Origin of the sequence: Rhodococcus sp. 4CII, assembly GCF_014256275.1 — a bacterium.
Taxonomy (GTDB): domain Bacteria; phylum Actinomycetota; class Actinomycetes; order Mycobacteriales; family Mycobacteriaceae; genus Rhodococcus_F; species Rhodococcus_F wratislaviensis_A.
This window is the reverse complement of the sequence record NZ_JACCFE010000002.1, coordinates 7,718,479-7,731,889: the sequence shown is the minus strand read 5'-3', so window position 1 is coordinate 7,731,889 and position 13,411 is coordinate 7,718,479. Positions and strand designations below refer to the sequence as shown.

General features: G+C 62.7%; 7 protein-coding genes and 2 pseudogenes. 1 reads left to right on the top strand and 8 read right to left on the bottom strand.

The window, feature by feature from the left end:
* Positions 1-33 precede the first annotated feature (33 nt).
* From H0B43_RS36215 to H0B43_RS36205, 3 genes and pseudogenes are all read right to left on the bottom strand, one after another.
* The gene (locus H0B43_RS36215; RefSeq protein ID WP_185723609.1) at positions 34-2,352 is read right to left on the bottom strand and encodes a hydantoinase B/oxoprolinase family protein; all 2,319 of its coding nucleotides are present in this window, start codon (positions 2,350-2,352) and stop codon (positions 34-36) included.
* Positions 2,353-2,361: 9 nt separating this feature from the next.
* Complete coding sequence (locus tag H0B43_RS36210; protein WP_185723610.1) at positions 2,362-4,461, bottom strand: hydantoinase/oxoprolinase family protein; 2,100 nt, start codon at positions 4,459-4,461, stop codon at positions 2,362-2,364.
* Between the two features lie 234 nt (positions 4,462-4,695).
* Positions 4,696-5,542 (bottom strand): annotated as a pseudogene (locus H0B43_RS36205) (SDR family NAD(P)-dependent oxidoreductase).
* A gap of 190 nt (positions 5,543-5,732) precedes the next feature.
* On the opposite strand from H0B43_RS36205, the gene H0B43_RS36200 reads away from it, so the two are divergent.
* On the top strand, positions 5,733-6,527 hold the full coding sequence (locus H0B43_RS36200) for a TetR/AcrR family transcriptional regulator (RefSeq protein ID WP_185723611.1): 795 nt from the start codon (positions 5,733-5,735) through the stop codon (positions 6,525-6,527).
* 1,452 nt (positions 6,528-7,979) lie between these two features.
* Here the strand turns inward: H0B43_RS36200 and H0B43_RS36195 are convergent.
* The 5 genes and pseudogenes from H0B43_RS36195 to H0B43_RS36175 all read right to left on the bottom strand — a co-directional run bounded on the left by H0B43_RS36195 (position 7,980) and on the right by H0B43_RS36175 (position 13,390).
* Positions 7,980-8,804, bottom strand: coding sequence for a mycofactocin-coupled SDR family oxidoreductase (locus H0B43_RS36195; RefSeq protein WP_185723612.1), 825 nt, complete (start codon positions 8,802-8,804; stop codon positions 7,980-7,982).
* Positions 8,805-9,021: 217 nt separating this feature from the next.
* Positions 9,022-10,148, bottom strand: a pseudogene (locus tag H0B43_RS36190) (IS630 family transposase).
* A 71-nt stretch (positions 10,149-10,219) separates the two neighbouring features.
* Positions 10,220-10,813 carry a MarR family transcriptional regulator gene (locus H0B43_RS36185; protein WP_185723613.1) on the bottom strand — a complete coding sequence of 198 codons (594 nt, stop codon included), beginning with the start codon at positions 10,811-10,813 and terminating at the stop codon, positions 10,220-10,222.
* Between the two features lie 46 nt (positions 10,814-10,859).
* Entirely contained in the window at positions 10,860-11,921 is a 1,062-nt protein-coding gene (locus H0B43_RS36180) for an alcohol dehydrogenase catalytic domain-containing protein (RefSeq protein ID WP_252189889.1), read from the bottom strand.
* Between the two features lie 35 nt (positions 11,922-11,956).
* Positions 11,957-13,390 carry an aldehyde dehydrogenase gene (locus H0B43_RS36175; protein WP_185723615.1) on the bottom strand — a complete coding sequence of 478 codons (1,434 nt, stop codon included), beginning with the start codon at positions 13,388-13,390 and terminating at the stop codon, positions 11,957-11,959.
* Positions 13,391-13,411: the final 21 nt, after the last annotated feature.

Sequence of the window (13,411 nt, the reverse complement as noted above, 5' to 3'; positions counted from 1 at the left end):
TCACTCGCAGTCGTTCGCGGGCGATCGATCAGCTCACTCGGCGAGTGCGCGGCTCAGCCAGCGAATGTCATCCGTGTGACGGGTCGGTACGACCGAGGAGGCGAACGCCGCCGAGCAGCTCGGGCAGGACAGCTGACGGAACACCACGTCGTCGTCGACGTAAAGGGAGGTGTCCTCAACGATTCGCGGTCCGGCTTCACTGGGCTTGCCGTCGTACGTGAGCACCGACAGCGGCTGCTCGTGATCCGCTCCGAGCACCGCCGAGCAGTGGACGCAGATCACACCAGGACCATCGGCGGTCTCGGCCAGTGCCAGGTTGTCGTCGAGACGACGAGTCCGCGTCACCGAATCCGGCGAAGCCGGGCCGTACGACGAGACCTGTGGCGAGCGGGACTTACGCGTGGACAGGATGTCCGTTCGCCGCGCGTTCGTCGCGTTTGTGTCCACCGCGAGCGCGTCGTCGAGGACGACGCCATAGAGTTCGCGAGCTGCGTCCGTGCTGACGTAGCCGTCGCGAACATCCTTGGCGACGGCATCGGGTTCGCGGAAGAGTGGATCGCCGTATCCGCCGCCGCCCTGCCAATGCATCTCGAACACATCCCCGGGCGCGAGGTAGGTGCGCCCATAGCAGGGGCAGAGCTCGGTCGTGCCGTCGAGCTGGTCGATGGTCGAGGGGATCTGCCCGTTAGCCAGCATCTCCTGCAGACCACCGTAGCGGATGATCGTCTCGCGGCCGGAGTTGCCGGGATAGCCGCCGGAGAGACCGCTGTTCTGACTCACTGCCTTACCTGCCGAGGCAAGCACCAGACCCATCGGCGTACTGGTGCCGTGCGGAACGAGTGCAAGCGAGGCGCTGACGCCGCCGCGGTGACGGCCGGGGCCGCCGGAGTCGATCTCTTCACGCCGCCAGAGGGCGAGCACCGGGTACATCAGTTCGGTCATCTCGACGTCGGGCACCCGGCCCATCGGGATGCCGAGGAGTCCGCCGGTGTCCATTCCGTCGGCGTGGGGCTGGGCGCCGAAACCACCGGCCATCGGTTCCATCATGATCGACAGAAACGGAACCGAGGCACCGTTGCGCTCGTCCAAGCCGGCGATGACGGCGGTGTCCCACGTACCGCAACACGTGGCCTGAACGTGCCCGTTGGTCACATCCGCTGTCTCGAGCATGTTCGACAGGCACTCTGCGACAAGGTTGCCGGTCAGCCAAGCAGGACCGATCGGTGCGCGGCTCACCGCAGCGGGGAACGTTGCGTTGTTGATCGTTCCCTCTTCGGTGATGATGTCGAAGCAGCGCATGATTCCGCCGGTGGACCAGGGAATATCACCCGATAAGTGGGGGAGCACTGCCAGCATGATGCCGCCTCGCAGTCCGGCGTAGGTGCAGTTGATCACCCCCGAGCTCGGGTCGGTGCCGGTGAAATCGAATGTCAGGTGATCGGCGGCCTTGGTCATGGTGACGGTGATGCCATGTACGCCGCGGTCGCCCTCGTGGGACTGATCCTGGTATCCGGTTGCGCTCCATTTGCCGTCCGGCACGCTGGTCAGCTTGCTCCGCAGACGGGACTCGGCGTCGTTCATCATCCGCTTCATCACGGCCTTGACCGTGTCGGCACCGTAGTGGTCGATGATCTGCAACAGCTGGTTGCGGCCGACGGTGTTGGCGCCGACCTTCGCGCGCAGATCGAGTCCGACCATCATCGGTACGCGCGAGCGGCGTACCCACATGTCGGCGATGTCTTCCTGCACGACGTTGCCACGCACGACCTTTACCGGCGGGGTCGGCAGTGCCTCGGAGAATACGTCTTCTGCTGCCGGAGAGAACGACCCGAGACCGACACCGCCCAGGTCGGCCTGGTGAGCGACTGCGCTCGTCCAGGCGAAGAGCTTGCCTTCGTGGAAGATCGGCTGGTAGACCATCGCGTCGTTCTGGTGCAGTCCGCCGCCCACCCAAGGGTCGTTGCAGAGGAACATATCGCCCTCTTCGATGCCCGGGTTGACAACGCGATTCTGCAGAGTCCAGTAGATGGCCAGGTCGACAGCGCCGACGAGCATGGTGTTGTACAGGCCCACCTGAACTTCTTGTCCGAGTTCGTCGCTCAGGGCGAAGTCGAAGTCGTTGGCATCGGTCACGATCGGGGAGCCGCTCATACGCATGAGAGCTTCGCCCATCTCGTTGGTGACCGACCACAGGCGATGTCGTACCACTTCGTACGTCAGGGGGTCGATGTTGCGGACCTGCTCATCGGTGACGGTGTGCACCGGGATGAGCGATTTGAGGGAATCATTCAGTTCGCCCGGGTCGACTGGGCGGCTGATGAACTTGTCGGATCCGAGGACTGGCATTGGCATGGCGAGCTCCTAGTTGGTAATTATCAGGTTGCCGAGGCTGTCGACCGTGCCTGTGCGCTTGTGCGGAATGACGACTGTGGTGGTCGGCACCTCGATGATCGCGGGCCCGTGGATGACGTGACCGGCACCCAACTTCGAATAGTCGTAGACGGGAGTATCGACGAATCCGATTTCGAGATCGAGCGAAACCGGGCGGGCCTCCTTGATCGCACTGGAAGAATCACTGCTGGGTGCGGCGGCGAGCGGCGGCAGCTGGGGCGCGGTGCCGAGAACGCCGGTGCCACGAACGCGATAGGTGATCGACTGAATACCTGCCTCACGGAAACCTGTTCCCTCGCCGTATAATTCGGCGTAGCGACGCTCGAAAAGCGTGACCACCTCTTCGAGCGCCTTCGGGAAATCGTCGTGGTCCGGGACCTCGACGGGGACCTCGGCCAGCTGCATCGCGTAGCGCATGTCGATCTCGCGAGTGAGGTCGACGTGGTCGAACTTCACGTCCTGGCGGTCGATTCCCGCGAGTACCTGCTCTTCGAGGTCCTTGAAAACCTTGTCCACCGACTCGGGGTCGAACGGCGCGAATGCAGGGTCGGACATCTCGCGGGTGAGAACGACGTTGGAAGAGGCCAGCCCGAATGCCGAGAACGCAGAGGCGACGGCACCCAGGGGGATGACCACCTCTCTGACATTGAGTGCGGCTGCGTAAGCGGCGCAGAACGCCGGCCCCGATCCGCCGAAGGCGTAGAGCACGAAATCGCGGGGATCCTTGCCGGCCTCGACGACGGTCTTGCGGAGCAGATCGCCCGTCTGCGCGGTCTGGGCGGCGTAGATCGCTGCTGCGGCGTCCTCGATCGACAGGCCGAGAGGTTCGGCGATCCGGGTCCGGATCGCCTCACGCGAGCGCTCCTTGTTCAGCGCTTTCTTCCCGCCCAGCAAACCGGTCTCGGGCAGGATGCCGAGTACGAGGTTTGCGTCGGTGTTGGTCGGCTCGGTGCCGCCCTGGTCGTAGCAGGCAGGGCCGGGTACGGCCTGCGCGCTCTTCGGTCCGATCCGCAGGTTACGGCCTTCGTCGACCCAGGCGATGGCACCGCCGCCGGAACCGATGGCGTCGACTTTAAGCGTCGGAACGTTGATGGGATGGTGGTTGATGACCGTCACCGAGTCGCGAACCGGCTCCCCGCCGACGATCAGGCCGGTGAGGAAGGTGGTACCGCCGACGTCGGTGGCGATAACATTGGAGTGCCCGAGCTGCTTGGCCAGCGCCATCGATCCGATGACACCGCCGGTCAGAACCGAACCGACCGTTGAGATGGCCTGGTCGGGTGCCTCGGCTGCCGTAACGGCGCCGCCGCTGCTCTGCATCACCAGCAGGGGTCCGGTCAGCCCGCGTGCGTCGAGCTCGCCCTGCAGGTGGTCGAGGTAGCTGCGCAGCCCCGGGCCGACCTGGGTGCTCATGATGGTAGTCGAGTGCCTCGCGAATTCACGGATTCGCGGGCTGACTTCGCTGGAGAGCGCCACGAACACGTCGGGATCGATCTCGTGGATCAGGTCCTTTATCCGCAGTTCGTGCTGCGGATTCCGAAACGACCAGAGCAGCGACACTGCGATCGCACGCACGCCGTGGCCGATGAGTGTGCGGATGCGGTCGCGGCACTCGTCCTCGTCGAGGGCGACGACGATGTTACCGTCGCGATCGATTCGTTCGGTCACCTCTTTGGCCAGGTGCTTGGCCAGCAGCTTGTGGTTCTTGTCCTGCATGATCGGGTTCTGCAACTCGTACGAGCCGCGGCCGAGGAAGCGGCCTTCGACGTTCATGATGAAAATCGAGTCGCGGTGGCCCTTGGTGGCGATGAAGCCCACGTCCGGGACATTGCCCATCACCAGCGCATTGAGCGAGGACGTCGTTCCGTGCGCGATGTGGTGCGTGTCGGCCAGCATCTCTTCGGTGGAGATCTCCAGCTGGGCCGAGAGCTGCTCGAGGGTCTCGAGGACACCCACCGAGTAGTCAGGCGGCGTCGACGGGGCCTTCGCGGCGACGAGAGTTCCGGCACCGTCGTCGAGGACGGCGTCCGTGAAGGTACCTCCCACATCAATTCCGATGACATACGACATGTAGGGCTCCTGAGGCTTCAATGTGACGGTCCGAGAGAAGTGGGCGTCGGGGGTGTGATGCACATCATCTTGTCGTCAGCGGTGACTAATTGTCAACACAACTGACAGGAAAACTTTCGACACGCATGCCGCCGTGACACCACGGACACCCCAGCAATGCCGAGGTCGCCAGGCGGGATTGCGCCGGGCGACCTCCGCTTCCAAGAGTGGAGTTTGCCGCGGGAGCGATGGGCTTCAGAGGTGGGTCGAGCCGCGAGTTGCAGCCTCGACGATGTGTCGAACCTGATCGGTCATGCTGTCGGTACCCGAGGCGAGACTCTTGTCGCTGATCGAATCCCATTGCCGAGCGACGTCTTCTGGCGCCCTCGCATCGACGGGCAGAAACGCTCCCTGCGCTTCGACCATGGCGCTGACCGCGAAGGTCCCGCCGCCCGCACCGAGAATCGTTTTCGTCGGCGCGTCGTCGGAGACGAGAAACAGCGCGCCCGCCGTGATGGACTCCGGCGTGAGCAGGCTGGCCGTTTCGGCGTCGAAGATGTCCTCGGTCATCCCCGTTGCGGCGAGAGGTGCGAGGGCATTGACCCGAATCCCTTTCGGCTTGCCTTCGATCGCGAGGACGTTCATGAGCCCCACCAGGGCGGACTTGGCGGCCCCGTAGTTCGCCTGGCCGAAGTTGCCGTATATGCCCGAGGCTGAAGTGGTCATCAGGATTCGGCCGTAGCCCTGCGAGATCAGGTGCTCCCACGCGGCTTTGCAGGTGTGCACCGCTCCCATCAGGTGAACGTCGAGGACACGGCGGAAGTCATCGAGGTTCGCTTTACGGAATGTCGAATCCCGCAGGATCCCAGCGTTGTTGATCACGATGTCGACCCTCCCCACTCTCCAACCGTCCGATCGGTCATCGCGACGATCTGGTCATAGTCCGTCACATCACTGTGGTCGGCCACAGCCGACCCTCCTAACGCGGTAATTCGGCGACGACGCGTGCCCCGCGCGCGGCCAGGGCGTGAGCGTGTGCCCGGCCCAGTCCCCCGCCTGCTCCGGTCACGATCGCGACCTGCCCGTTAAAATCGATGGTCATCAGCACTCCCTGCTTCGAGTCGACTCGCTACCGCCGGAGCCGAGCAAATTATTGACATAAGTGACAGACTTTCGTCACCGCGGATGATATTATCGGACATCGAGGGCCTGCTGACAGCGCAATTTGTCGGCAGCGGGCTGGTCGACTACGCCACTCCGACAACGAACGACCATGAGGACAGGGTTCACATATGACGCGCGAGGACAAAGCGGTTGAACGCAGATCCCGCCGCGGGGTCGATTACGTCGCGACGCAATCGACCCGCGTCGATGCGCGTGGCGAGGCCCACACTGGCCCACGCCGCGAACTTGTCGAAAAGCAGATCTTCGCTCAGGCCACGCGCTTGTTCGCCGAACGCGGATTCGCCAGAACCACATTGCAAGACATAGCCGACGCCACAGGTCTCACGCGCCCCGCGCTGTACCACTACGTTGCCAACAAGGATGAACTACTCGCGCGCCTAGTGTCCGAAACCACGCAAACTCCGGCCGATCACCTCCGAAAGATCAACGACCGCCTCGATCTCCGCCCCTCGGAAAGGCTTCGCAGTATGGCCACCACGATCGCCCTTCATCAAGCGCGGAATCCCAATCAATTCCAGCTTATCGTTCGATCCGAAGCCGAACTGCCCCCGTACCTCGCCAGAACATTCGAGCAGGGTCGACGTCAGGTACTAAAGGAATTCATTCGCGTTATCGAAGACGGCATCAGCGCCGGCGAATTAAGACCCATTGATTCCAGATCGGCAGCCCTGGGCATTATCGGCATGCTCAATTGGATAGCATGGTGGCACCAACCAGGGAACGCGCGCAACGACGAAACTGTCGCTAAACAACTCGGCGACATGGCCGGACGCTCCCTGGAGCGCGGCCACGGAAGCGACGGGCCAGTAGCGGAGGACGGCCCCGCCCGCGCAATTGCCAGACTCCGTGAAGACGTCGACTACCTCGAACGCCTAATTGCCGGGGCTGGCAGGTCAACGTAGCCAATAATAAGACGGTGCGTACTGCTTCACTAAAGCCACACCGTATGCGCCGATAATTCGTTCCTATGTCGGGTTTGGCTTGTGGGGCCGAGTGCCAGCTGCGAAATGTCGAAGTACTACGTTGAGAACTGATATGCAGAGATACCAATAGCCGGGCGAGAGGAGGCCCGGTTGGACCGACCGCCAAACCCGCCCGATCGACGCGGTCCTCGACGACGCCGGCCAGCACGTCCCCGCCATCGTCGAGCAGTTCGTCCTGCCCTTCCGCGGACCCGCGCGCGCACGCCACGCGCGAGGTCGAGGCACACCTGGACCAGACTCGGCTCTCCTGGATCGGAGTCCACAAGCCAAGGACCTCTTCTATTACCGCATCCAGTCTCCAGTGATCGTCGCCGGGCTCGACCACCACTGCGGAGTCTCTCGACTACGCCACCCCTATGCGCTTCCAGGTCCACACGGTGCTAAGCACCCACACGGCAACGACTGCGGTCGAGCACTGGCTCGCCATCGGCAGGCCGCCCATGCCGAGGTCTCGGGGATGAGCGTTGGGATTGCCGAGACGCGGCACAGGATCGCAAACCTGCTGTTCGCCTACCACGAGCCGACCGCAAGTACGTCGAAGCGGTCGCCGCACTGCTCGGTACAGCGCACGTCCGGGTCCCCGCCGGGGCTGCTCCGACCCGGACGGAGCCGGGCGCTTCCTCGTCAGGCTCTGGAGCGCCCCTTGGGCCAGCGGACGACATGAGCCCCCATTGTCGACCGGTCCGAGGAACCCAGAGCATGGAGTGCGACCGCCCCCTAACCCACTGTGCAGATACGAACTGCTCGTCGAGGGCACTGATTGGTCCATCCGCGAGCTGATGGTCGGCCCGGGCCTGGACCGCAGGGGGCCGCTGCGGTCGAACGCACGGTGACCGCGGTGGCACACCGTTTTCAATCACGTCGGCCGATTCGCCGCCCACTACCGCGGGTGATTGGCCGATCTTCGTGGACTCCCACGACGTCCGGCGCGCGTACTTCAACAGACCCGAACACCCGGCAGTGGCACCAACTGGACTGGGAACACGGGACGTGTCTGCATCAGCAGTTCAACGACCGCCTTGATCTCGCCAAACGCGTCAGCGTCCGCGAGCACCGCCACCCCGAGTGTGGGTGAATCACAGCTTGGACATACCTGCCCTGCGAGAGGGCGCTCCGCCGCTGGTGCCTGATGCGGTGGGGACATCGAACATCCCCACCGATCGATGGTGGTTCAGGGCCGCCTGACAGTCGACAGGCCATCAACGCACATAGATTCACGGTCAACAGCGACCGGCATGGTTAGAAGGGTTCAAAAATTATCACTGCCGGCTCGGTGGCGGTATGGTGTCGAGGATCGTGCGGCTCTACAAGCACCGCCACAGCACAGCACACTACGGTCGCTTGCTCTGGGTCGACCGTAGTGTGCTGTGATCAGCCGAGGCTGAAGCCACAATCAATCTTGAGATCCTGGCCTGTCACGTAGCGTGCCTCCTCACTGACTAGGAACGCCACCGCATTGGACACGTCGTTCGCTTCCACCCATGGAAAAGGCATGGGGCTGATCGAGAAGGCCTCTTCCGCTTGTTTCGGTGTGGGAGTTTCGATGTCAGGCAGGAACAAACGGTACATGGCCTCGTTGTGAATCATCTTCGTGTTTACCATGCTCGGGCTGACAGTATTGACGCGAATCAGGTGCGGTGCCAATTCGAGCGCCAATGCTCGCATCAGGCCCACAACACCGGCCTTGGCGGCGACGTAGTGAGCGGAGTTTTGCATAGGACGCGTGCCCAGCGCCGAGCCGGTGAAAACCATTGCACCCGACCCAGCCTCAATCAGGTAGGGCACGGCGTTGCGGGCAGTGTTGTACACGCCGGTCAAGTTGATGTCGACTACGTCGCCCCACATGCCAGGTCCCAGATCGGCAATGGGGGCGTTGCTGACGATTCCAGCGTTCGCGACCACTATGTCGAGACGACCGAGTTCTGCGACACCGTCGCTCAGCGCCGCCGCGACCGCCTCGTTGTCGCGAACGTCGGCGATTCGGAACACGATTCGCCTGTCCAGCTTCTCCACGAGTGCGACCGTCTCATCGAATTCATCCCGGGTGGCCATCGGGTAAGCGGCGGAATGCACGTCAGCGCACGAATCGACAGCGATGATGTCGGCTCCCTCCTCGGCGAGCCGGACCGCATGACTACGGCCTTGTCCACGGGCCGCTCCGCTGACGAAGGCGACCTTTCCAGCAAGACGTTCCATTGATTTCTCCTTCGATTCGAAATGATTCTCGAATGCTCACCGGGAAAGCCGGCAAGTTGTGTGACCGTCGTTCGAACACCGAAGCTGTTACCGCTGACATGTCCATCCCCCATCCCGGTCCGACTAGATCAGGACGAACAACCGGGCGTAGAGAACGCGACGTCAGAATTGCCGGAAGAGGGCTCCCGTTGAGCTCCAGGCTATGACACTGATCACACTAGTGTCCCGCGTCAGAAATTCGTGAGATATATTTGGCGAGGGAATCGAGGATCTCCTCGGCGGTCTTGTGCCAGACGAACGGCTTCGGGTCGTCGTTCCAGGTCTTGATCCAGTTGCGAACGTCTTTCTCCAGTGCTGCAACGCTTTTGTGTACACCACGGCGGAGCAGCTGATCGGTCAGGAATGCGAACCATCGCTCGACCTGATTGATCCACGAGGACCCGGTCGGGGTGAAGTGGACGTGAAAACGTGGGTGCTTGGCCAACCAGTCGCCCACTGCCGGCGTCTTGTGGGTGGCCAGGTTGTCGCAGACGAGATGCACGTCCAACTCGTCGGGGACGGCCTTGTCGATCGCGGTGAGGAACTTCTTGAACTCCACGGCCCGGTGACGTCGATGAAGCTCGGAGATCACCGTGCCGTCGGCGATGTTGAACGCCGCGACTCCCCCAAGGACTACGTCCAGGGAGGTACCCCCAGGCTGGTGACGCCGCTGCGGGCGTAGTCATGACTGCGCCGTTCCGGCATGCCGGGCATCATCGGCAGCACCGGCTGGGAACGGTTTAATGCCTGCATCTGGCTCTTCTCGTCCACACAGAGGATAACGGCATGCTCGGGCGGATTATGGTAAAGGCCAACAACATCGACGACCTTGTCCACGAACTGCGGATCCGTGGAAAGCTTGAAACCGTCGGTCAGATGCGGTTTGAGTTCGAACTTGCGCCAGATCCGGCCGATCGTCGAAGGTGACAGGCCGGTGCGCTTGGCCATCGAGGTACGCGACCAGTGCGTCGCATCGGCCGGGGCGGTTTCCAGTGTCGCGGTGACCACGTCTTCGACCCGGTCCAGCAAGATCGAGGGCGGACGACCCGGTCGAGGTTCGTCGACCAAGCCGTCGAGGCGTCGGTCGACGAAGCGCCCGCGCCATTTGTTGACCGTGTTAGCGGATATCCCCAGGTCTGCCGCGACTTGCTTGTTGGTCATCCCCGGCTCCGCGCAGGCCAACACGATCCGCGACCTCAGTGCCAACGATTGTGGGGTTTTCGCTCGCCGCGACCATCGAACGAGTTGTTCGCGTTCGTCATCGGTCAACATCAACTCAGCCTTCGGGCGTCCGGTTCGAGGCATGCTTCAGACTATCAATTTAAAGCACGAATTTATGGCGTACTACACTAGCGTTGGCCCTCACGGCCGGATAATTACTCGTCTGCGTGTGTCCGCTCACGGCCGAGGACGAGCAGGAGATCCTCGTGCAGTTCCATCCAAACGTCGTGGTACGACCCTGACATCGGCCGGGCCAATGCAGATGTCTCGCCCCGCTGAAAAGCATCGAGTGCAGCCCTGAATCGAGGTACGTAGGATTGCATCCGGGGAACAGAGTTGGATGCCAGCGACAACACCTTGCCGACGCACTCGTCGATGGCGACGAGTTCCGGCAGAACTACCGACGGGTCGCCGTTGGCCTCGGTCTGCCACTTGGTCGTCACCGCTTTGAAGTCGCGGTTCGGGGCGAGAAATTCGCCATAGGCTGCGGCAAGATCATCGAGTTGCGCCGGAACATTGTCGGCACGCAGTTCCTCGTGCCGCTCACGGCCCTTTGCCGTCAGCATGTATCCCTGTACGCGGCCTCCGGATCGCTTCCTCACATGTTCTTTCTCGACCGCGTCGTCGAGCACTCGCTCGACAAGCGAAGGATCGAGTCCGACCGCCGTGGCGATCTCCTCGGGTTGGGCCATTCCCTTGATTCGGACGCCGTGGAGCACGTCGAATTCTTCCTTATGGCTGAAACTCATGGGTCTGTACCTCCGTGAACGGTTTAAAGGTGTGGCGTTTGACCCCTCAGAGCTGAGGGGTCAGCACGATGCGAAGGGCTTCGCCGCTCTGCTGAGCAGTGACCACCTCGTTGATTTCGGACAGGTCTGCTGTCTTGTTGATCAGCTTCTCGACGGGAAGGCGTCCATTGCGCCACAGCCCGACCAGGATCGGCAGGTCACGGTGCATACTGATGCCACCGTGGAAACTTCCGGTGATCTTCTTGTCGTCATGGAAGAGTTCGTAGGAGTTGATCTCCACAACCTTGTCCGGCCTGCCGGCGCCGACCACCGTCACGGTGCCGCCACGACGGACGGCTTTCCATGCGGCCTCGACGGTCGCGGGGGCACCCACCGCGTCGATGATGACATCCATGTCGCGTAGTTCGTCCAACTGCTCGGGGGCAAGGGATTCCGTCGCACCGACTGTGAGGGCAAGTGCGCGACGGTCCTCCATGGGGTCGATCGCGATTACGCGCGCCGCTCCAGCCACGACGGCACCTATAACAGAGTTCAATCCGACTGCACCACAACCAATCACAGCCACATTGTCACCAGGCTGCACTCTCGCACTTCGGAGGGCAGCGCCAACACCGGTCGGCACTGCGCATCCCATCATCGCGGCGACGGGGAACGGGACATCGTCATCGATGCGGACGACCGCATTGGCAGGGACGACGGTGCGCTCGGCAAAGGTCGAAGTCGCCATACCTTGGTGGATGGAGGTGCCGTTCACGCTGAGCGGGGAGGGCCGTGCGGTCTTTCCTGCGCGTGCATCCGCCGAGGATCGGCGGTTGGCGCACAAGTAGTCATCACCCCGTCGGCACGGTGCGCATCTTCCGCACGGAGGTACCCACACCAGGACGACGTGGTCACCGACCTGAATTGAATCGACGCCCTCACCCACTTCTGCAACGATGCCCGCTCCCTCGTGCCCGAGCACTACCGGAGTGGGCTGTCCGAACGCTATCGTCAACGACAAGTCCGAAGCGCAGACACCGCAACTGTGCAGGTCGACTGCGACATGACCTGGTCCCGGGGAAGCAATGTCGATGTCTTGGACGTCGAACGGCTTACCGGCATCCCACATTACTGCTGCTCGCATCAGAGTCTTCTTTCGGTTGGTCAAGACGGATAATGGATCGACGTGAACTGCAGGTAAGCGTCAAGTCCTTCGGCGCCGAACTCGGTTCCGAGGCCGCTGTCCTTGTGCCCGCCGAAAGGTGCTGCGGCATTAGATCCGTAATGATTGATTCCAATGTTGCCGGTGTGCAGGCGCTCGGCGACGCTCGTCGCGCGGTCCTCGTCGGCGCTGAAGACTGTAGCGGCCAAACCGTAGTCCGAGTCGTTGGCTATGGCGACGGCGTCATCGATGTCGCGATAGCCGATCACGGACAACACCGGACCGAAGATCTCTTCCCTGGCAATCGTCATCTCTGGTGTCACGTGCGAGAACACGGTGGGCTCGATGTAGTAACCGCGCTCAAATCGTGTGGAGACGTCGCCCCCGGTCACCGCCTTGGCCCCCTGGGTGTGAGCCACCGACAAATACCCTGCGATTCGGTCTCGCTGGCGGGCGGACACGACAGGACCGAAGAATGTCTCCGGGTCGAAGGGGTCGCCCACCCGTGCAGAGCCCACGATCTCACCGGCGAGCGAGGCGATCTCGTCCTGCCGGTCGACTGGTACGAGAAGCCGGGTGCAAGCCTTGCAGGTCTGTCCAGTGTTGCGCATCGAGACCTTGAGCAAATTCTTCGCGAAAATCTCGGGGTCGAAGTCATCAAGGACGATCGCCGGCGACTTGCCGCCCAACTCGAGGGTTACCGGGCGAAGCCTGTCGCCACAGATTCGCGCAATCGCCCTGCCGACGGTCGTGGAGCCGGTGAACGAGATCTTGTCGACGTCCCGATGCGTGATCAACGCAGATCCCGCCTCAGTCGATCCAGTCACCAGGTTCACCACACCGTCCGGGATGCCCGCCGCCGCTACCGCATCCATCAACAGGCGGGTGGCCATGGGGGTTTCGGGCGCGGGCTTGATGACGACGGTGCAGCCGGCGAGCAGGGCGGGACCAAGCTTGATGATGATGAGCCCGAGTGGAAAATTCCACGGGGTGATGAGACCGGCAACGCCGACCGGCACTCGACGAACAACGCTGTGGCCCGGCGCCATCGGATTCGCGCGGCGGTCAGGAGCAGCAAGCACCTCGGCGAGATCCGCAGTCAACCTCAAATGCGCGGCACTGTGCGACGGAGCCGCACCGCTTTCCGCGATGGGCGTTCCGTTCTCGGTGGTGATGATGCGTGACAGCTCCGCCGCACGCACGTCGACCTCGTCGGCGAGCCGGCGCAAGAACGCGGCTCTCTCTCCCGGGCTGGTCGCAGCCCATGCCGGAAAGGCTGAGCGTGCGGCTAGTACCGCATCATTGATGTCGAGTTCGTTGCCATCAGGGACGCTTGCCCAGACTTCCTCGGTAGCCGGATTGATCACCTCGGTGCGGTCGGTGGAGCGGGATGGAACCCATCTTCCTCCGATGAAGACATCGTCGTGGTTCTGCATATTCGTGTTCTCCTCGACTCG

Coding starts and splice junctions, on each gene's coding strand:
- H0B43_RS36215 (WP_185723609.1), bottom strand. CDS start 2,352: ATGCCAATGCCAGTCCTCGGATCCGACAAGTTCATCAGCCGCCCAGTC.
- H0B43_RS36210 (WP_185723610.1), bottom strand. CDS start 4,461: ATGTCGTATGTCATCGGAATTGATGTGGGAGGTACCTTCACGGACGCC.
- H0B43_RS36200 (WP_185723611.1), top strand. CDS start 5,733: ATGACGCGCGAGGACAAAGCGGTTGAACGCAGATCCCGCCGCGGGGTC.
- H0B43_RS36195 (WP_185723612.1), bottom strand. CDS start 8,804: ATGGAACGTCTTGCTGGAAAGGTCGCCTTCGTCAGCGGAGCGGCCCGT.
- H0B43_RS36185 (WP_185723613.1), bottom strand. CDS start 10,813: ATGAGTTTCAGCCATAAGGAAGAATTCGACGTGCTCCACGGCGTCCGA.
- H0B43_RS36180 (WP_252189889.1), bottom strand. CDS start 11,921: ATGTGGGATGCCGGTAAGCCGTTCGACGTCCAAGACATCGACATTGCT.
- H0B43_RS36175 (WP_185723615.1), bottom strand. CDS start 13,390: ATGCAGAACCACGACGATGTCTTCATCGGAGGAAGATGGGTTCCATCC.